Source organism: Halorubrum sp. Hd13 (assembly GCF_002252755.1).
Taxonomy (GTDB): domain Archaea; phylum Halobacteriota; class Halobacteria; order Halobacteriales; family Haloferacaceae; genus Halorubrum.
In genome coordinates, this window is record NZ_NHOY01000098.1 from 1 (window position 1) to 18,045 (window position 18,045).

The window sequence follows — 18,045 nt, forward strand, 5'->3', positions numbered from 1 at the left end:
TCCTTATCTGAACACCGTCGCGGCGGCCCTCCCGGTAGTTATACGTCGAGCGCGGCAACAGTAGACGAACACCAAATGGGTGCGCCCGGCGACGGCATCGCGATCGTTCTCGTTACGAAGACGCCGGAGCGAGCGGCGGCGATAGCGACGTCGCTGGAACGCGCGGACGATCGGCTCGTCGCCGAGCCGACAGCGGACACCGACGCGGCGCTGCGTGTCCTCCGGGACACGCCCGTGGACTGTCTGGTGACCGCGGGCGGACTCACCGACCCGACCGGGGTCCCGTTCGTCGAAACCGTCCGCGACCGACACCCGGAGCTCCCGATCGTGTTCTGCCCCGACGAGGCGCTCGAGGCGGCGGCCGTCAGCGACGCGTTCGAGGCCGGCGCCACCGACGTCGCGCGGTCGTGCGGCGAGTCGGACCGGACGCCCGTTCTCGTCCGCCGCATCTCGAACGCCGTCGCGTCCGCTCGCGCGGTCGCCGAGGCCGAGCGACAGCGGCGGCGCCTCGAAGCGTTCACGAGCGGCGTGTCTCACGACCTGCGGAACCCGCTCACCGTCGCACAGGGCCGGATCGAGTTAGCGCGCAGGGAGGGAGACGTCGAACACGTCGACGACGCGGCGGCCGCGATCGATCGAACGTTCGAGCTGATAGACGACCTGTTGACCCTCGCGAAACAGGGCGAGCGACCGCGGGAACTCGACTCGGTCGAGCTCTCGGACCTCGCCGAGCGGTGTTGGGCGAACGTCGCCACCGGCGACGCGACGCTCGTCGTCGACGGCGACCGACGGCTGCTGGCGCATCCGAGCCGACTGAAACAGCTGTTGGAGAACCTGTTCCGAAACGCGGTCGACCACGGGGGCGACGACGTGACCGTCTTCGTCGGAGACGTCTCGCCGATGTACACGACGACGCGCGCCGAGACCGACCTGCCGACGGGGTTCTTCGTCGAGGACGACGGGCGGGGAATCTCCCAGGACGAGTGCGAGGACGTGTTCGAGGTGGGATACACGACCGCGGAAGGCGGCACCGGGTTCGGTCTCAACATCGTCAGGGAGGTGGCTAACGCGCACGGGTGGGAGGTCTCCGTGTCCGAGGGCACGCGAGGCGGGGCTCGGTTCGAGATCACGGGCGTCGAGAGCGGCGGTTGACCGCCGAGCGGTCAGTTCGGCCCCGCGGCGCTCTCGACGTGCTCGACCGCCTCGGTCGGGGTGTCGACGTCCTCCACGCCGGCGACCTCGTGCGTGTCGAGCCCGGCGACGGCGCGGCCGTGCGCGAGCGCCAGTCCGATCTCCGAGAGCGTGCCGTGCGAGCCGTCGATCGCGATCGCGGCGTCGCCGTTGAGCACCACGAGCGCGTTGCGGGCGTGACCCAGCCCCGTCGCGATCGGGACCGTGACGTGCGGGTTCGCGTCCGCGCGGCGGGCGGTCGGCAGGATCCCGATCGTCTCCCCTCCCGCGTTCGCGGCGCCGCGACACACCGCCGCCATCACCCCGCCGAGCCCACCGCAGACGACCGTGTGGTCGCGTTCCGCGAGCCGTTCCCCCACCGCTTCGGCGACCGCCGCCGTCTCGGGCGAGACGGAACTCCCGCCGATGACGCTGACGCGCATACCCCGGGACGGGCGGCGGACGCGTATAAAAGAGCCGGCGGTCGCGTCGCGGCGTTGGTGAAACCCTTTTAAGGGCTGAGCGACTCCGGACTGTATGACGTACGATACCGTCGTGTTCGACAACGACGGTGTCCTCGTGGGCCGCACGCGCTTCGACGTGCTCCGGGATGCGACCCGGAACGCGTTCGAAGAGTGCGGCGTCGAGGAGCCCGATCCGGACGACGTAGAGCGCATGACCATCGGTGCGACCCCCGGAAGCGTGGGGACCGTCTGTCAGACGTACGACCTCGATCCCGGGTCGTTCTGGCGGACTCGCGACGACGTGGTCTCGAAGGCCCAACAGCAGGAGGCCCGCGCGGGGCGGAAGACCCCGTACGACGACCTCAACGAGCTGCAGAGCCTCGACGTGGAGATGGGAATCGTCTCCTCGAACCAGCAGGCGACGGTCGACTTCCTCGTCGACCACTTCGACGGCTTCGAGCGGTTCGGCGCCGCGTATGGCCGCGAGCCCACGATCCACTCGCTCCAGCTCCGCAAGCCGAACCCCCACTACATCGATCAGGCGCTCGGCGACCTCGATGCGGGCAACGCCCTGTTCGTCGGCGACAACGAGTCCGACGTGCGCGCGGCCGAGAACGCGGGCATCGACTCCGCGTTCATCCGCCGCCCGCACCGCCGCGACTGGGAGCTGAACGTGTGGCCGACCTGGGAGATCGACCGGCTCTCCGACCTGCACGACATCATCGGGTAGGATCGCCGGCGGCGGGGGACCGCCGCGGCCGCCCGTCGGTAGCCGCCGCGGCCGCCGCGGCCGTCGTCTCTCTCAAGGTTTAACTCCGATGGGAAGCTACGCGGCCACAGTGACGAACCCCCCGCCGTGGTCCGACCTCTTCGGCCACGAGGAGCCGTATCCGGAGCAGGCCGACGGGATCGACGCCGCCGTCGACGCCGCCGAGGACGGCGGCTTCCTCTCGTTAGAGGGCGCGTGCGGGACCGGCAAGACGATGCTCGCGCTCACCGCCGGGCTCGACCGGGTCCGCGACCCCGACTCCGACTTCGAGCGCGTCTTCGTCCTCACGAGCGTCAAACAGCAGCTCCGCCAGTTCGAGACGGATCTGGGGACGATCAACGCGAACCTCCCGGACGAGTACGACCCGGTCTCCGGACTGACGCTGGTCGGCAAGGCCGACGTCTGCCCGTACGCCCGCGAGAACCGCGGCGGGGTCGACCGCGAGAACGTGTACGAACGCTGCGAGGGGCTCCGCGAGCGCACCCGGAACCTCGTCGGCGACGGCGGCGCGACCACGACGTCGAACCTCGTGAGCGAGGCGCGGAGCCAGCAGGTCGGGCTGATGGACTCGGGGAGCGACACCGGATCGCACGGTGACGATTCCGCCGCCGCCGACTACCTCAGCGTCGACGGCGAACCCACCCCGTACCGCCCGGACACCGAGGAGTACGAGGGGACCGAGTTCTGCCCCTTTTACGCCGGGTTCCTCGACGACCTCCCGGAGGACGGTGACCCCGCGGAAGCGGTCCCGTTCGACGTGACCGACATCGGTCACGTCGACAGCGACGAACTGGTCCGGCTCGCCGCGGGTCACGGCTCCTGTCCCCACTCGATCATGGGGGCGCTCGTCCCCGAGGTCGAGGTCGTGATAGGGAACTACTACCACGCGTTCGACCCGGTGACGACCGGGACGTTCACGGGCGCACTGCTCGACGACGCGACGTTCGTCGTCTGCGACGAGGCGCACATGCTCGAACCGCGCGTCCGCGATCTCGTGAGCGACGCCGTCGCCGACGCCAGCCTCCGCGACGCCGAGAACGAGCTCACCCGCGTGGTCCAGCCGCTCTCCTTCGAGACGGCCGGCGCCGAGTCGGACGACGCGGCGCTCGTGCGGGGCGAGCTGGCCGACGCGGACGTGACCGTCGAGGAGATCGAGTCCGTCCGCGAGTTCTACGCCGACCTCCGCGGCGAGTTCGACCGCCGGGTCACGGAGCGACTCGACCGCGAGCGCCCCGACTGGCGGGCGTCGATGCGCGAGCTCGACGACGACGAGATCGCGCTCCGCGACCCCGAGGAGCCGGCGAGAGACGAGATCACGGCGTGGGCGGAACGCGAGGGGTACGGCGACCGCGTCTGGGCGCGCGCTCACCAGGTCGGTGCGGTCGTCAAGCGCGTTCTCGACTCGCTGGAGGAGGAGGACAAAAAGCGGGCGGCGCCCGGCGTCGGGCGCACCCTCAACGCCTGGTATCGCGAGGGCCACGAGGAGTTCTTCCGGGCGATCGATCTGGAACGGACGTGGGACGAGACCGCGCCGCCGGACTCGTGGCGGCGCGCCTACAACGCGAGCCTCGCGCTGTACAACTGCCTGCCGAGCGAGCCGATCGGCGACCGGCTCGCCGAGTTCGGCGGCGGCGTCCTCATGAGCGCGACGCTGGAGCCGATGGACGTGTTCCGCGAGGTGACCGGGCTCGATCACCTCGAATCGCAGGGCCGACCGGTCGTCGAGCGGACGTACGGGCTCTCGTTCCCCGAGGCGAACCGCGCGAGCCTCGCCGTCGACGCGCCGAAGTTCACCCACCAGAACCGCGGCGCGCCCGGCGAGTCGAACGACACCCGGCTCGCGCACCTGGACGCGACGGCGGCGGTTGCGGCCCGCGAGGGGAACGTGCTCGTCGGCACGCCGAGCTACGCGGAGGCGACGTGGATGGCCGAGTCGCTCTCGGAGCGGCTGGACAAACCGGTGCTCCTCGACGAGTCCTCCGGCGACCGCGCCACGGAGTCGCTGAAAGACGACTTCTTCGCGGGCGAGGGGAAGGTGCTCGTGACGAGCCTCCGCGGCACGCTCACCGAGGGCGTCGACTACCGCGGGGACCGCCTGTCGGCCGCCGTGGTCTGCGGGGTCCCGATCATCAACACGTCCCGGCCGCGGACCAGAGCCGTGATCACCGCCTACGACCGCCGCTTCGACTCCGGGTTCGAGACGGCGCTCACGGTGCCGGCCGTGCGGAAGGCCCGACAGGCGGTCGGTCGGGTCATCCGCGGGCCGGACGAGCGCGGGGTGCGCGTCCTGCTCGACGCCCGGTACGCCCGCGAGTCGTGGAACAGCGTGCGGGAGTACCTCCCGGAACACGAGCGGGAGGAGTACCAGCCCGTGAGCCCGGACATGCTCGGCCTCGCGCTCGATCGGTTCGAGCGGCGAGCCGACGGCGGCGACTGACTCGAACGGCCGCGGCGAGCTGCGGTGATGTGCGGCGTTGCGGCCCTGAAACGGTCAAATAACAGTTGCTTAAACCGCGGTACGATGCGTTTAACTAGGTCACGACAGCCCATGGCGGGTCCTATGAGTTCCGCAACGCAAAAGCCGAAGTACCACGTCGTCTGCCGGGAGTGTTCGGTCGAGCGCCTGTACGAGGACGGCGACGAGGCCACCGACCTCGAGCGGAAGCACACCAAAGAGACCGGTCACCGGATCGTCGTCGGGCGGGTCAAGTAGCTCACACGACGTTCGCGTCGATGTCGCGCGGGTCAAGTAGCTCACACGACGTTCGCGTCGATGTCGCGCGGGAAGTGCGTCAGCGTCTCGGTGCCAGACTCGGTTATCGCGACGGTGTCCGAGTGGCGGTAGCCGTACTCGTCGGTGTAGAGTCCGGGCTCTATCGTGTACACCTGTCCGGGGGCCATCACGGCGTCGTCGCCGTCGTAGCGCTCGCCCCAGCCGCGGTCGATGTACGGCGGCTCGTGGGCGCCGAGCCCGATGTTGTGACCGACGTGATGTCGCGCGAGGTCGGTCACGCCCTGCTCCTCGAAGTACTCCCAGACGACCTCGTCCACCTCGGCCACCGGGACCCCCGGGCCGAGCGCGTCGATCGCGAGGGTCTGCGCCTCCAGCATGAGCTCGAAGTAGTGCGCCTGCTCGTCGGAGTAGTCGCCCACGAACATCGTCCGCTCCAGCTCGGAGCGGTAGCCGTCGACGTTCGCGGTCGCGCCCGTGACGAGGACGTCGCCCTCGGCGAGCCGCTCGTTCGGGGTGTGGCCGTGGGGCAGCGCGGTCTCGCGACCCGAGATGTAGCCGGCGTGGACGGGACCGCCGCCGCGCACCCGGACGCTGTACGTCTCGCCGAGCGCGTCGAGCATCGCCCGCGAGGCCTCCGTCGAGGCGCGCTGCGAGACCGTCGCCGGGTGCGCGCCCGGCTCGGTAAAGTCGGCGAGGTAGCGGTGGCCGAGGTTCGCCCACTTGGCCGACTCGCGGATCAGGTCGACCTCGGCGTCCGACTTCTCCCAGCGCATGCGGTCGACCCACGACTGCGTCTCGACGTCGACGAACTCGGAGAGCGCGGGGCCCTCGTACCCCATCACGCCCGGCGCGCCGTCGGCGTCGGTCGCCACGCGGTCGGCGTCGAGCCCGTCGAGCGCGTCGACGGCGACGCGGATCGGGTCGCCGCAGGGGTAGTCGAAGTAGTGGTGCACCGCGTCGATCCGGGGGTTCGGCTCGACGCGCTCGACCTCCAGCCGCGGGACCGTGATCTCGACCCGGTCGGCCGTCACCGCGAGGACGACCGGGCGCTCGGTCTGGATGTGGTGGAAGCCGGTGAGGTACTCGATCGCGGTCGCGCCGAACCACGTCGCGGCGTCGGCGTCGGTCGCCGCGAGCCGGTCGCGGACCGCCGCGAGCCGGTCGTCGAACGCGGCGTCGGGGAGTCGTGTCGCCATGTCTCACGATCCGCGAACGGGCGGATAAACGGTCGGGTAGCGGAACGAGTCGGACGACAAAACGAGCGGCTCGGTCCGGCTTGGACCGGGTGCGGCGGGCCGATCAGCTCTCGCGGCGGGCGAACGCGAGGTTGCCGGAGACGTTCTTGATGTACGCTTTGACGGTCTCGCCCTCCTGTGCGCCGGGGACGAAGACGGTGTACTCGCCGACCTCGGCGACGCCGTCGCCCTTGCGGCCGGTGCCGACGATCTCGAGCTCGTACGTCTTGCCCGACTCGATGGCCTCCTCCTGGCGCTGGGTGTTCGAGGTGTTCTGCTTCGCGACCGGGCGGAAGGCCCCGCAGGCCTCACACCGGAGCATCGGCGTGCGGTTCTCCGTCTCCAGCCGGGTGTCGGGGAGGCCGCACTCCGAGCAGGTGACGTACGACTCGATGTACGAGTCGATCGCGGCCTGGAAGTCGCGCTCGCGGAAGTTCCCGCTGTAGCGGGCGCGCCCCGACTCGTACTGGCCGGCGGTCCCGAGCTCCTGCTGGATCTTCGAGTGGACGTGCTCGGGGTCGCGGCTCAGCGCGTCGGCGATCGCCGAGAGGTTCGTCAGTCGGGTGAACGCGCCGTCCTTCTGCGTCTCCGGGTCCGGCACCGACAGGCGCTCGTCGGAGCCGCCCAGATCCGGCACCTCCTCCATCGCGCGGTCGAGGCTCGATTCGTAGTCCATGCTCGACGGAAGGCGGGGCCGACGGAAATCGCTTCCGGGTTCGGGAGGGTGTGAGACGACCGCGGCTGGGTGCGGTTAGTACGGTATCTGCAGTAGTCCGGCGAGGAGAAGGAACGCGAAGGCGTACACGAGAACGACGATCGCGTTCCGCTTCGGGGCGTTCGGCGCCGTGCCGGGGAGGTACTGCGGAAGCGATCGGAGGGCCTCAGTCGGAACGCGTGGGATTTGAACGCGGTCGTTTGAGTCGGCCATCGTATCTTCGCCTATTTCCCAATATGATCTAATATCACACATAATTATTTACTGTGCTAAGGTTTTAACACCGATATAACACGGTAAAAGCGGAACTCAATTAATCCGATATCACGTAGACGCTCGTATTAGTGGAGGTTACTGATCTAAATATGACTGCTGTCGAGAGTTATCCCCTCGCTGTTTTAGATCCAAACAGCTAAAATCAAAATTGAACTTTTATTGAGCCCGGAACCGATAAAAAAGTGGTGTCTCTAGCTGGTCACCAACGTAATTCGAAAGCGCCATCAAAAAATCCGGTATAAATCGAAAATTGATATATGATCGATATGTTTCTATCTGATCAGGTTTCTTCAGCACGGAACGTAATTCCAGTACTCTTGCTACCCCCTGCAGAGACGGCCTGTTCATTGGTAGCAAACGCAAATCCGAGGTAGTATCCGTTTCCTGGACTGACAGTGATTGAGTCCGGGCCGGTAGTGATCAGATCGCTGAGGCTGCTAATATTTGTGCGGTCGTTGAGTAGGTCATCGAAATTACTCGTGCTACCGTCCTTCGGCCAGATGGACTGGCGACCACCTCCTCGGTTTGACTGAACATATGCGACGAAATTCGTTGACCAGAATCCGTCACTAGTGGTGTCAGGGACCGATAGCTCGACCTCCTTAGTGCCTTGATTTCTGACGATAGCGACATCGTCAAACAGGGTAACGGAATTGGGATTCAGCCCACTACCACCGTTACCACTGGCACCAAAATTAAAAGTCAGTTCACCGTTACTGTTCTCTGCGGCATAGGGGCTGTCTTCTATGAGCCCGAGGTAGGCATCGGAGTCGTTCTCAACGGTGATCGAAATATCCCGGTCCGTCTGCAGGAAACTAAACGCACCGGTTCCCATTGCAGCTGCCCCACCGGCAGCGAGCGATCCTAATCCGGCCATCAGATTGCGCCGTTTCATGATTTTGTCACCTGTATTGTGCTCGGTTCGTCGGATGTCCGCATTACGCAGCGTTCCACATGTCCTCGCTACGCATTTTGATCCGACATCACCCCAGCACGCGTCATAGTCCACGGCTGGAACCGATACTTATCTGAAGTTCTTGTTGCTACAGGAACGATTTGTTGAAATGTAACAGGGATTGACTCCCAGGGCCGGAACGTTTCATTGATTCCCGCTAATCCAACTGTGAGACGAAGCAACCTGACGTTGTTTCAAAAAGACGCCCACTTCTATAGGGCTAATTGAATTTATAAAAGACCTCTCGATCCTGCCCGTGAATTGTCTGCTGGACAGAGGCCCTGATGATTGGTTTTGGCGTTCCGAACGAGACGAGATTGTTGTCCAATAGCGTAGTCAGGTTGCCTCAGACCGAGTTGACTTGCACGGAGTACCTCTTGGACACGAATAAATCAATTAAGATGTAGTAAAAAATCTGTATTGAGTTATAATCCGATTCTGTCACCAAGGAAGAGAGCCAAATGTATAGCAATCCGAGATTGGTATCACAACAATCTGTTCAGACTAATATTGTTTCTCTTCTTCAAATATTCTAAGCGCTTATCACCGGCATAGACGAGGGATTCAGTTTGGGTGGACTGAAACGGATGCCGGCAACGAGCGCGAAGGTGATTCACATATGCAACGGCGGAAAATACTGATCGGAATGGGATCGGCTGCCGTCGGTGGAATGACAGTATTCGGCGGCAACGCGTTCAATATCGCACGGGCCGATCGAGGGATAAGTGTTCAAACGGTCGGTGACAACTCGGCCTTCCTCACTCTCATACCTACGAGTGCGTACGCGGGGTACAGCGATAACATGCTCCGACTTGCGTTCGACGGCAGTTTCGATGCTCAGAACGCATCCGGACTCCCCGAGGACGCGAACTTCACGTTCACCGATATCTTCGCGATACGAAATGAGGGACAAGACAGTATCGCGGTCACCCTCTCGGAGTACTACAACGCAGTCGACTGGGACACGAACTTCCCGCGAGCGTACTACACGTACGAGCGGCTCGGAACGACCAACGACAGAATGGGCGCCGGCGAGTTCACCGGCGATGTCAGCAACGACGGCGCCGTTCTCAGTCCGGGAGACGAACTGTTCGTGCACTTCGAATTCGTCGGTCGCGAAGAAGATTCCCGCCGGACAGACACGGATGAGCCGAATACGGTCAGCGTCTACGCCGAGGCCGTTAACACCGACGGATGAATCCGGATCACCGGCGCGTTCGCCGGCGCCCGACTCGACGGCCGCAGGTTTCACTTCGATTTCGGATCGTCGCCCGCTCTCGTCGATACGGACGGTTAACGGCGAAGACGTGTCGAGATTTCTATCGGATTCGATCGGTTACTGACCGTTAGATTACAGTATGGTACCCTCAGCGACCGTTCCGGGCCGAATCGACTACCCGGGAGCCGTGAATAAGTATATGATATCCGTCAACAATCCGCTTCTACATCTCTGACCCGCTAGCCGCCGTGAGAGTAATGATTCGCTTTGTGACTCAACGGATGCTATAACTATATACATACAGTATGATTGACACGACAGATGGTTCGGCCGAACCTCGGGACGGCGACGGAGATTCTGTCGCTCCTCGGTTGCGGTCACCGGCCGATCTACCGAGAGTCGGCGATCCAACGAGGGGGAACGCGACGTGAGTTCTAAGCCACAAAAGGAGCGGACTGACGGCTCGGGTAGCATAGCCGTTCGGCGGTTACCGAACCGAACGCAGCGCACCAGCGATATCGATCGCGAAGCGGTCTTCGACGTGCTCAGCAACGCGCGGCGTCGGTACGCGATCGAACTGCTCAACCGACACGAACCCGGCGACGAGATCGACCTCAGCGACCTCGTCGAGTACGTCGCGGCCCGCGAGAACGACACGACGGTCGCGAACGTGGACTACAAACAGCGGTAGCGGGTCTACTCCTCGCTGCGCCAGACGCACCTGCCGAAGCTGGACGACTGCGACCTGATCGAGTACGACCGGAGCCGCGGCACGATCGAGCTCGGCGACGCGGTCACCGAGGTATGAATGCACCTGGAGTACGTGCCCGAAAACGACATTCCGTGGTGTTTCCACTACCTCGGCCTCACGGCGATCCTCGGCGGCATCGTCGCCCTCGCCGGGGTCGGGCTCTACCCGTTTACCGAGCTCTCGACGGTGGCGTTCGGCACTATCGCCACGGTCGTGTTCGGGCTCTCCGCCGTCGTCCACACGGTCCACACTCGACGAAACGAGATCGGTTCGAACGTCCAGCTCGACGAGTAGCCGAACGATGGTCTCAGATTTCTCTCAAACACGATGGTAAACGCACTTCGAACGGTCGGGCTCTGTTTGATACTCGCCGCGCTCGTGTGTTCCGTCGTCGGAACGGGCGGATTCGCGTCGGCGACGGCCGACAGGGACATCGCGGCCGACGAGGTCGACGACGCGCGCGGGTACGTGGGCTACGATTCGCCCGCCGAGGTCCGGATCGCGTTCAACGAGAGCGCGAACGCGACGAACGCCAGCGACGCCGACGAGCGGACGGAGACGGTCGCGCTGGTGACCGTCACGAACCGCCTCGACGCGCCGATCGGCGTCACGTCGGTCGATGTCGACGCGCCCGACGGCCTCGACGTCACGGTGAACTCGACGCCTGCGGACGTGTCACCGGGCGAGTCGGGAGAAGTCGTCGCGGAACTGGACTGCGAGCGCTCCTTCGAGGACGGCACCCTCTCGGTGGGACTCGGAATCGACGGGGGCGCGGTCAGCGCCGAGATATCCGGCGACGAGGGAGACCGATCCGTCTCGGTCACGTGTGACGGGCAGTCCTGACCGCGCGGTCCCTTCGACGTGCGGAGTCGACGAGTGTACCGCTCAAGAGTCATCGAAAACGACCAGGAGACTGCGGCCGCAAACGAACAGTAGCGGGAGGTAGATTTGAACTACCGATCTCCGGGTTATGAGCCCGGCGGAATCTCCTGGCTATCCCATCCCGCTATCGTATCAAAACCCGTTGCGACTGTTAAGGGTTCTGATCCCGTCGCCCGTGTGCGATTCGACCACGCACGGTTTATATACGGACGGCGGCGGGATCGCCGGCGCAGTCGGGGCATCACTCGGTCGACTCACTCCGACCCGGCGTGTTTCTGCCGGAACCGCAGCGCGAGGATCGCGCCGAGCGCGAACGCGACCGGGAGGACCGCATCGGCGGGGTCGCCGGAGAGCGCCCGGCCCGCGGTCAGCCCCGCCATGAGCGCGAAGAACAGCGACAGGAGCCCGGTGATGGGGACCGCGTACCCCTCGGTGAACGTCGACCGACCGGATCCGTCGCTCATACGCCCGTGAACGCTCCGAGACGGGGAAAACCTCGCGGCACCGCGACGGCGGGAACCTCGCGACGATGCCAGTGAGATCCGGCGGCGACGGCGAGGCGGCCGCCTTGCGCCGGCCGCAAACGCTTTTATCAATCAAAAATAGTGATAAATCGATGCGAAAACCGCTACTGACGACGGACTTTCTGGATCGGGCGCGCCGGCACTACGCGGACGAGGAGGCCGTGCTCGCCACCGACGGCACGCGGTACACCTACGCCGAGCTCGGCGAGCGCGCGGACCGGTTCTCGGCCGCCCTCCGGGCGCGCGGGATCGAGAAGGGCGACCGCGTCGCGGTGTTGGACCCGAACACGCACTACCACCTCGAAGCGGCGTACGGCGCGATGCAGGTCGGCGCGGTCCACACCCCGCTGAACTACCGGCTCATGCCCGACGACTTCGCGTACATGCTCTCCGACGCGGGCGTCGACGCGATCTACGCCGACGCCGAGTACGCCGACCGGATCGAGGCGGTCCGCGACGAGGTGCCGACGGAGACGTTCCTCACGAACGACGCCGACGCGGTCGCGGGCGACTGGGAGTCGTTCGACGGGGCGCTCGCGGACGCCGACCCCGACGCCTACGAGCGCCCGGAGATGGACGAGGACGAGGTGATCACGATCAACTACACCTCGGGGACGACCGGCGACCCGAAGGGCGTCTGCCGCACGCACCGCGCCGAGACCCTCCACGCCTACCTGATCGCGATCCACCAGGAGATCACCGACGACGACGTCTACCTCTGGACGCTCCCGATGTTCCACGTCAACGGGTGGGGCCACATCTACGCGATCACCGGAATGGGCGCCCGGCACGTCTGCACCCGCGGCGTCGACGTCGCCGCGGTGTTCGACCGGATCCGCGAGGAGGACGTTTCGTACTTCTGTGCGGCGCCGACCGTGCTCAACATGCTGGGCGACCACTACGCCGAACACGGCGGGGCGACGACCGGCGACAGCGACGTGCGCGCCGCGACCGCCGGCGCGGCGCCGCCGGAGGCGACGATCCGCACCGTCGAGGAGGAGTTCGGCTGGGAGCTCAAACACGTGTACGGCGCGACCGAGACCGGCCCCCTCATCACCACCTCGGACGCGAAGCGGCACTTCGAGGCGGGCTCGCCCGACCGCTTCGCGGTGAAGAAGACCCAGGGGATCGGCTATCTCGGCACCGACGTGCGCGTCGTCGACGAGGACGGCGAGGACGTGCCCGCCGACGGCGAGACCATCGGCGAGATCGTCGTCCGCGGCAACCAGGTGATGGACCGGTACTGGAACAAGCCCGAGGCCACCGAGCAGGCGTTCTCGGAGCGGCTGGGGGGGTACTACCACATGGGCGATCTGGCCGTCGTCGACGAGGACGGCTTCGTCTCGATCCAGGACCGCAAGAAGGACATCATCATCTCCGGCGGCGAGAACATCTCCTCGATCGAGTTAGAGGACACCCTCTTCGAGCACGCGGTCGTCTCCGACGTGGCGGTCATCCCCGCGCCGGACGAGCGGTGGGGCGAGACCCCGAAGGCGTTCGTCGTCCCCGAGGGCGGCGACCCCGATGACGCGGGCGCGACGACGGAGGAGCTGAAGTCGTTCGTCCGCGAGCGCGTCGCCGACTACAAGACGCCGGGCGAGGTGGAGTTCGTCGCTGAGCTCCCGACGACGGCGACGGGGAAGATACAGAAGTACGAGCTCCGCCAGCGCGAGTGGGACGAAGAAGAGCGGATGGTCGGGGAAGGGTAGTCGGAGGGAGGGTCGCACGACCGCAGACTCGGCGGTCACCGAGCCGACTGACCCGCGGTCACCGAACCAACTGACCCGGTCCGGCCCTACTCCTCGTCGAGCAGGCTCTCGACGAGCTCCTCGGGCTCGAACAGCGTGAGGTCGTCGTACCCCTGTCCGGTCCCCAGGAAGAGGATCGGCTTCCCGGTGACGTACGCCACCGAGATCGCGGCGCCGCCGGAGGAGTCGGCGTCGGCCTTCGTCAGGATGGCCCCGTCGATCTCGGCGGCGTCGTCGAACTCCTTCGCGCGGTTCACGGCGTCCTGTCCCGCGACCGCCTCGTCGACGAACAGCGTCATGTCCGGGTCGACGACGCGGTCGATCTTCTCCAGCTGCGCCATCAGATCGTCGCTGGTGTGAAGCCGACCGGCCGTGTCGCCGAGCACGACGTCGACGTCGTTGGCCGCGGCGTACTCGACGCCGTCGTAGATGACGGCGGCGGGGTCGCCGCCCTGGTCGTGGGAGATCAGCTCTCGACCGAGCCGGTCGGCGTGCTCCGCGATCTGCTCGTTGGCGCCCGCCCGGTAGGTGTCGCCGTTCGCCAGCACCGACGAGTAGCCGCGGTCGGCGAGCCACTCGGAGAGCTTCGCGATGCTCGTCGTCTTCCCGACGCCGTTGACGCCGGTGAAGACGATGGTGACCGGCTTCTCGGCCGCCGCGATCCGCTCCTCGAAGTCGAACTGGCCGACCGCGATCACGTCGAGCAGCGCGTCGTGGAGCGCCGACTCGACCAGCTCGCCGGTCGTCTCGACCTGCTTGCGCGACTCGCCGAGCATCTTCTCGCGGACGGTGTCGAGGATCCGCTCGGCGACGCTCATCTCCACGTCGCTCTCGAGGAGGGCCATCTCGAGGTTCCACAGCGGCTCTTCGAGGTCCTCCTCCTCGATGATGATCCGACCGGTGGCGAACGCCTTCGCGCGCTGGAAGGTGCTCGGCTCGTCGTCGTCCGCGTCGCTATCGTCGGACTTCGCCTCGACCTCGGCCCCCGTTTCGGCCGCGACCGCCTCCGCGTCACCGTCCGCGTCGACGGCGTCGCTCGCGGTCGTCTCGTCGGGGGTCGCCTCGTCGCCCTCGGCGGGGTCCGCCTCGACGTCAGTGCTCTCCTCGACGTCCTCTCGGAACCCCGAGAGCTTGTCCTTCAGTCCGTCGAACACGGTCTACCTTACTCCTCGTCGCCCTGGCCCTGCCCCATCTGCTGCATCTGCTGCTGCTGCATCTGCTGTTGCATCTGCTGGGCCTGCTGTTCGAGCTCTTGGCTCTCGGACTCGAGCTCGTCGACCTCCTCTTGCGTCTCCTCAATGCGGTCGTTGAGCGCCTCCTGCTTGCGCCGAAGCACGTCGATGGCGTCGCCTTCGCTCTGCTCCGCGGAGTAGTTGCCGCCGAGCGAGACGATGATCTCGTCGATGTCCTGGACCTCGGCGCGGACGTAGGCGCCGCCGCCGAGCGGGACCTGCACCGTCGATCCCGTGTCGAGGGTCTCGATCGCCTCGACCGCGTCGTCGATGTCGGACTGCTCCTCGCGGTAGTCGGCGATCTCCGCTTCGAGGGCCTCGATCTCCTCGTCGAGCGCCTGCAGCTCCTGGGAGAGCTGCTGGAGCTGCTGTTGTCCGCCGCCCATCATGCCGCGGACACCTCCTCGATCTCGATCTGGGTGCGCTTCCGGTTGTGCTGGCTCCCGACCGTGGTGTAGATGCGCTCGCGGGCGAGGTCCTCGTTCTCTGCCTCGACCTCCTTCGTGAACGGCTGGAAGTCGCCTCGACTCTGGAACCGTCCACTCACCGTGTAGGTACTCATGTTCTCCGATCCGGCAGGGACAGGGAAGTATCTTCCTAAAAGGCGAGAGACCGGCACCGAAGCGGGACCGGCTTCGTTCGGGGCGACGGGCCCGAATTCCGGTGGTATCCTCGACGGATCGAGCCGTCTCCGGGCCGGCTACCCGGTCAGGTCCGGCCGGCCGGTACGACACTGCGAGCGCGTGGACGGCGACGAGCGCGACGAGCGCGAGCGTCTCGCCCACGGCTCGCCTGCAGTCGGTAACACAGCGGGAGAAGCGAGTCGGGGGAGAGAGGGTCGACCGAACCGCGATGAACAGCGGCCGTCGGCGACGCGGGCGTCAGTCGATGAAGCCGAGCGTCTCTTCGATCCGACCCAGTTCGGGGCCGGTGGTGTCATCGCCGACGACGTATCCCTCGTCGGTGGCGACGAGCCCGGAGCCGACCAGCGGCGCGCCGTAGTTGACCGTGCCGAGATCGGCCCGGACGTCGAGCGCCTCCTCGACGTCTCGCAGCTCCGATTCGGTCGACTTGGGATGACAGAGCACGCCGGCGTTGTTGGCGACCGCCGCCGTCCCGACGGTGCGAACGTCGCCGAGGTCGCCGCGGGACACGGGGACGCCGAGGGTCTCTCTGATCGTCACGATCGTTTCGCGCGGGAGGTCCGGGTGGACGTAGGCGCCGTAGTCGTTCGCGAGGACGACGTTGCCGGCCGCGTTGATCTCGCCGGGAAGCTCGCCCACCTCGCGGTCGGCGGCCTCGGCGATCCGCGACTGCTCCCGTTCGGTCGCCCGCGCGGAGACGAGAACGCCGTTCTCGTTGCCCGTCGCGAGGGAGCCGACGGTGTTGGCGCCGCCGACCGTCGTGAGGAGGGGCTCGGCGCCCAGCTCCTCGCCGAGAGACTCGGCGAGCTCCTCGTCGACGTCCGGCCGGACCAACAGGAGGTCGTCGATCGCGCGGGCGAACACGCCCACGTACGACGAGCCGGTGAAAGTCGCCCGTAACACGTTACTCGGCGTACTCGGCTTCGACGACGGGCTCGCCGTCCTCGACGAACCTGGCCGCGCGGACGCGGACCTTGCTCGGCGGGTTCTGGCGCCCGTTCGCCCAGACCGCCTCGTTGACCGAGGTGTCGATGACGACGTCCGCCTCGTCGACGGAGAAGTGCTGCGCGAGGTGCTCGCGAATGATCCGCATCGCGAAGTCGGCGCGTTCCTGTACCGGCTTGTCGTTGGCGTCGCGGAGCGGCACGGTGACGACGCGCTCCTCGAAGTCGCTGGTGCTCATTTATTCGTCCAGGTCGTTCCGGCGCCAGTTGCGCCGCTTGGGGTTTCGCGTCACGTTCATGTCCGTCTTCATCATGACCCACGCCGGGACGCGGGTGTTCTGGCGTTCCGCCTTCGCCAGACGCTTCTTTTGAGCCTTCGATTTATTTCCCATAGTAGCCCACAGTTTCCGCGGGGCGCATAAAACCCCTTCCATACCGCGTCGCACGGCGTGCCGAGTGACCGCTCAGAACGGCCGTTCGGCGACTCCTTCGTAAATGCGATAACACCGGTCGAGGACGTCGATCCCGACGCTCTCCGTGTCGGTGTGCGCCTCGCCCGGCTCGGAGGCGCCGCAGACGAGGCAGTCGGTCCCGGCCCCGGCGAGCCACCCCGCGTCGGTCGCGTGCGGCTTGACGACGTGTTCGGGCGCGTCGAGCCCCAGTCCGTCGTGGACCTCGCGGGCGACCGCGAGCGCGGCCTCGGCGAAGGCGTCGTCGCCGCAGGCCATCGGCGGGAGGTCCTGCTCGACGGTCAACTCGACGCCCGCGACCGCCTCGGCGGCGCGGGCGAGGTCGGCGCGGTCGCCGGGGACGGTGCGCTCGTCGATCGTCACCTCGCAGCGCTCCGGGATCACGTTCCACGTCTCGCCGCCCTCGACGATCGTGACCGCGAGCGACCCCGTGACGGCCTCGCCGAAGACAGTCGCCGCCGGGGCGTCGAGGTCGCGGACGACGTCGATCGCGTCGCTGGCGCGGTAGATCGCGTTCTCGCCGCGCTCGGGCTCGGAGGCGTGGGCCGCGGTCCCCCGCGCGACCAGCGTCGACGCGCGCCGGCCCTTGTGCGCGACCGCGACGTCGGTGACGCCCGGCTTCGAGTAGTCCGTCGACCCCTCGGCGACGACCGCGCGGTCGGGAGCGAACCCCTCGTCGATCGCGTGGCGCGCGCCGGTCCCGCCGACCTCCTCGCCGACGAACGAGGCGACCGCGAGCTCGCGGCCCGCCGGCGGCTCGGCGTCGCGGAACGCGAGCATGCAGGCCGCCACCGCGCCCTTCATGTCGGCCGCCCCCCGGCCGAATATCCGGTCGTCGCGGCGCTCGACGACGTACTCGCCGGCCTTCCCGTCGCCGGTCGTCTGGCGCTCGGCCGGCGGGACCACGTCGTGGTGGCCGACCAGCGCGAGGGTGTCGGCGTCGGGGTCCTCCGTCGCGCCCTTCCGAGCGATCACGTTGCCGACCGCGTCGCGCTCGACCCGCGCGTCGGTCTCCGCGCGGAGCCACTCCTCGATGGCGTCGCCGGCGGCGGTCTCGTCCTCGTGGGATGGGATCGCCACCAGTTCCTCCGTCAGATCCGCGAGTTCGTTCATACGATCGGGTCGGCAGTCGGCGATTTAAAGACTGAGTCTGGCGAGTTTACTTATAACCGGATTGCGGTGGCGCGTGCCGGTGAGCGGCCAGCGGCCGCGAGCCGAGCGCGCGAGGGAGTCGGGCGCTCGGAGCGAAGCGGAGAGTGGCCGACGAGGCTGGGGAGGGGTGAGGCCGCGGTCGCGGTGCGGGACGGGACTCA

General features: G+C 66.7%; 22 protein-coding genes and 1 tRNA gene. 9 read left to right on the plus strand and 14 right to left on the minus strand.

Features of this window, described 5'->3' with window-relative positions:
• The first annotated feature begins 75 nt into the window (after positions 1-75).
• On the plus strand, positions 76-1,152 hold the full coding sequence (locus tag DJ81_RS12790; protein WP_094590027.1) for a HAMP domain-containing sensor histidine kinase: 1,077 nt from the start codon (positions 76-78) through the stop codon (positions 1,150-1,152).
• 11 nt (positions 1,153-1,163) lie between these two features.
• Here DJ81_RS12790 and DJ81_RS12795 read toward each other — a convergent pair whose 3' ends face one another.
• Positions 1,164-1,613 carry a TIGR00725 family protein gene (locus DJ81_RS12795; protein ID WP_094523832.1) on the minus strand — a complete coding sequence of 150 codons (450 nt, stop codon included), beginning with the start codon at positions 1,611-1,613 and terminating at the stop codon, positions 1,164-1,166.
• Between the two features lie 94 nt (positions 1,614-1,707).
• On the opposite strand from DJ81_RS12795, the gene DJ81_RS12800 reads away from it, so the two are divergent.
• From DJ81_RS12800 to DJ81_RS19290, 3 genes are all read left to right on the plus strand, one after another.
• Positions 1,708-2,364 (plus strand): HAD family hydrolase, encoded by a 657-nt coding sequence (locus DJ81_RS12800; RefSeq protein ID WP_094527204.1) that lies wholly within the window; start codon positions 1,708-1,710, stop codon positions 2,362-2,364.
• A gap of 109 nt (positions 2,365-2,473) precedes the next feature.
• The gene (locus DJ81_RS12805; RefSeq protein ID WP_094590029.1) at positions 2,474-4,840 is read left to right on the plus strand and encodes an ATP-dependent DNA helicase; all 2,367 of its coding nucleotides are present in this window, start codon (positions 2,474-2,476) and stop codon (positions 4,838-4,840) included.
• A gap of 123 nt (positions 4,841-4,963) precedes the next feature.
• Positions 4,964-5,116 (plus strand): hypothetical protein, encoded by a 153-nt coding sequence (locus tag DJ81_RS19290; RefSeq protein WP_170938322.1) that lies wholly within the window; start codon positions 4,964-4,966, stop codon positions 5,114-5,116.
• 41 nt (positions 5,117-5,157) lie between these two features.
• Here DJ81_RS19290 and DJ81_RS12810 read toward each other — a convergent pair whose 3' ends face one another.
• From DJ81_RS12810 to DJ81_RS18850, 4 genes are all read right to left on the minus strand, one after another.
• On the minus strand, positions 5,158-6,333 hold the full coding sequence (locus tag DJ81_RS12810) for a Xaa-Pro peptidase family protein (RefSeq protein WP_094590031.1): 1,176 nt from the start codon (positions 6,331-6,333) through the stop codon (positions 5,158-5,160).
• Positions 6,334-6,436: 103 nt separating this feature from the next.
• On the minus strand, positions 6,437-7,048 hold the full coding sequence (locus DJ81_RS12815) for a translation initiation factor IF-2 subunit beta (RefSeq protein ID WP_094523829.1): 612 nt from the start codon (positions 7,046-7,048) through the stop codon (positions 6,437-6,439).
• Positions 7,049-7,123: 75 nt separating this feature from the next.
• Entirely contained in the window at positions 7,124-7,300 is a 177-nt protein-coding gene (locus tag DJ81_RS19295; protein ID WP_170938323.1) for a hypothetical protein, read from the minus strand.
• 343 nt (positions 7,301-7,643) lie between these two features.
• Positions 7,644-8,258 (minus strand): hypothetical protein, encoded by a 615-nt coding sequence (locus tag DJ81_RS18850; RefSeq protein ID WP_141212588.1) that lies wholly within the window; start codon positions 8,256-8,258, stop codon positions 7,644-7,646.
• Between the two features lie 679 nt (positions 8,259-8,937).
• Between DJ81_RS18850 and DJ81_RS12820 the strand changes: the two genes are divergently transcribed.
• From DJ81_RS12820 to DJ81_RS12830, 4 genes are all read left to right on the plus strand, one after another.
• Positions 8,938-9,516: a hypothetical protein gene (locus DJ81_RS12820; RefSeq protein ID WP_212589842.1), complete on the plus strand. Its 579-nt coding sequence runs from the start codon at positions 8,938-8,940 to the stop codon at positions 9,514-9,516.
• Positions 9,517-10,078: 562 nt separating this feature from the next.
• Positions 10,079-10,228 carry a hypothetical protein gene (locus tag DJ81_RS19300; RefSeq protein WP_170938324.1) on the plus strand — a complete coding sequence of 50 codons (150 nt, stop codon included), beginning with the start codon at positions 10,079-10,081 and terminating at the stop codon, positions 10,226-10,228.
• A 117-nt stretch (positions 10,229-10,345) separates the two neighbouring features.
• Positions 10,346-10,582, plus strand: a complete 237-nt coding sequence (locus DJ81_RS12825) for a hypothetical protein (RefSeq protein WP_094590033.1) — start codon at positions 10,346-10,348, stop codon at positions 10,580-10,582.
• Positions 10,583-10,615: 33 nt separating this feature from the next.
• Positions 10,616-11,131, plus strand: a complete 516-nt coding sequence (locus tag DJ81_RS12830) for a hypothetical protein (protein ID WP_141212589.1) — start codon at positions 10,616-10,618, stop codon at positions 11,129-11,131.
• Positions 11,132-11,221: 90 nt separating this feature from the next.
• Here DJ81_RS12830 and DJ81_RS12835 read toward each other — a convergent pair.
• Both DJ81_RS12835 and DJ81_RS12840 read right to left on the minus strand, forming a co-directional pair.
• A tRNA-Met gene (locus DJ81_RS12835) sits at positions 11,222-11,296 on the minus strand.
• A gap of 128 nt (positions 11,297-11,424) precedes the next feature.
• Positions 11,425-11,634 carry a hypothetical protein gene (locus DJ81_RS12840; protein WP_094590036.1) on the minus strand — a complete coding sequence of 70 codons (210 nt, stop codon included), beginning with the start codon at positions 11,632-11,634 and terminating at the stop codon, positions 11,425-11,427.
• A 152-nt stretch (positions 11,635-11,786) separates the two neighbouring features.
• On the opposite strand from DJ81_RS12840, the gene DJ81_RS12845 reads away from it, so the two are divergent.
• Complete coding sequence (locus DJ81_RS12845) at positions 11,787-13,403, plus strand: long-chain-fatty-acid--CoA ligase (RefSeq protein ID WP_094590038.1); 1,617 nt, start codon at positions 11,787-11,789, stop codon at positions 13,401-13,403.
• A gap of 86 nt (positions 13,404-13,489) precedes the next feature.
• Here the strand turns inward: DJ81_RS12845 and ftsY are convergent, their stop codons facing one another.
• The 7 genes from ftsY to DJ81_RS12880 form a co-directional block, all read right to left on the minus strand.
• A complete protein-coding gene (gene ftsY / locus DJ81_RS12850; protein WP_094590040.1) occupies positions 13,490-14,596 on the minus strand; it encodes a signal recognition particle-docking protein FtsY in 1,107 nt (368 codons plus the stop codon).
• A gap of 8 nt (positions 14,597-14,604) precedes the next feature.
• Positions 14,605-15,060, minus strand: coding sequence for a prefoldin subunit alpha (gene pfdA / locus DJ81_RS12855; protein ID WP_094523822.1), 456 nt, complete (start codon positions 15,058-15,060; stop codon positions 14,605-14,607).
• A complete protein-coding gene (gene rpl18a, locus DJ81_RS12860) occupies positions 15,060-15,236 on the minus strand; it encodes a 50S ribosomal protein L18Ae (RefSeq protein WP_094523821.1) in 177 nt (58 codons plus the stop codon). Before rpl18a ends, pfdA begins: the two co-directional genes overlap by 1 nt.
• Positions 15,237-15,555: 319 nt before the next feature.
• Complete coding sequence (locus DJ81_RS12865) at positions 15,556-16,221, minus strand: translation initiation factor IF-6 (RefSeq protein ID WP_094523820.1); 666 nt, start codon at positions 16,219-16,221, stop codon at positions 15,556-15,558.
• 1 nt (position 16,222) lies between these two features.
• The gene (locus DJ81_RS12870; protein WP_094523819.1) at positions 16,223-16,501 is read right to left on the minus strand and encodes a 50S ribosomal protein L31e; all 279 of its coding nucleotides are present in this window, start codon (positions 16,499-16,501) and stop codon (positions 16,223-16,225) included.
• Entirely contained in the window at positions 16,502-16,654 is a 153-nt protein-coding gene (locus DJ81_RS12875) for a 50S ribosomal protein L39e (RefSeq protein ID WP_094523818.1), read from the minus strand.
• Positions 16,655-16,726: 72 nt separating this feature from the next.
• Positions 16,727-17,845, minus strand: coding sequence for a M20 family metallopeptidase (locus DJ81_RS12880; protein WP_094590042.1), 1,119 nt, complete (start codon positions 17,843-17,845; stop codon positions 16,727-16,729).
• Positions 17,846-18,045: the final 200 nt, after the last annotated feature.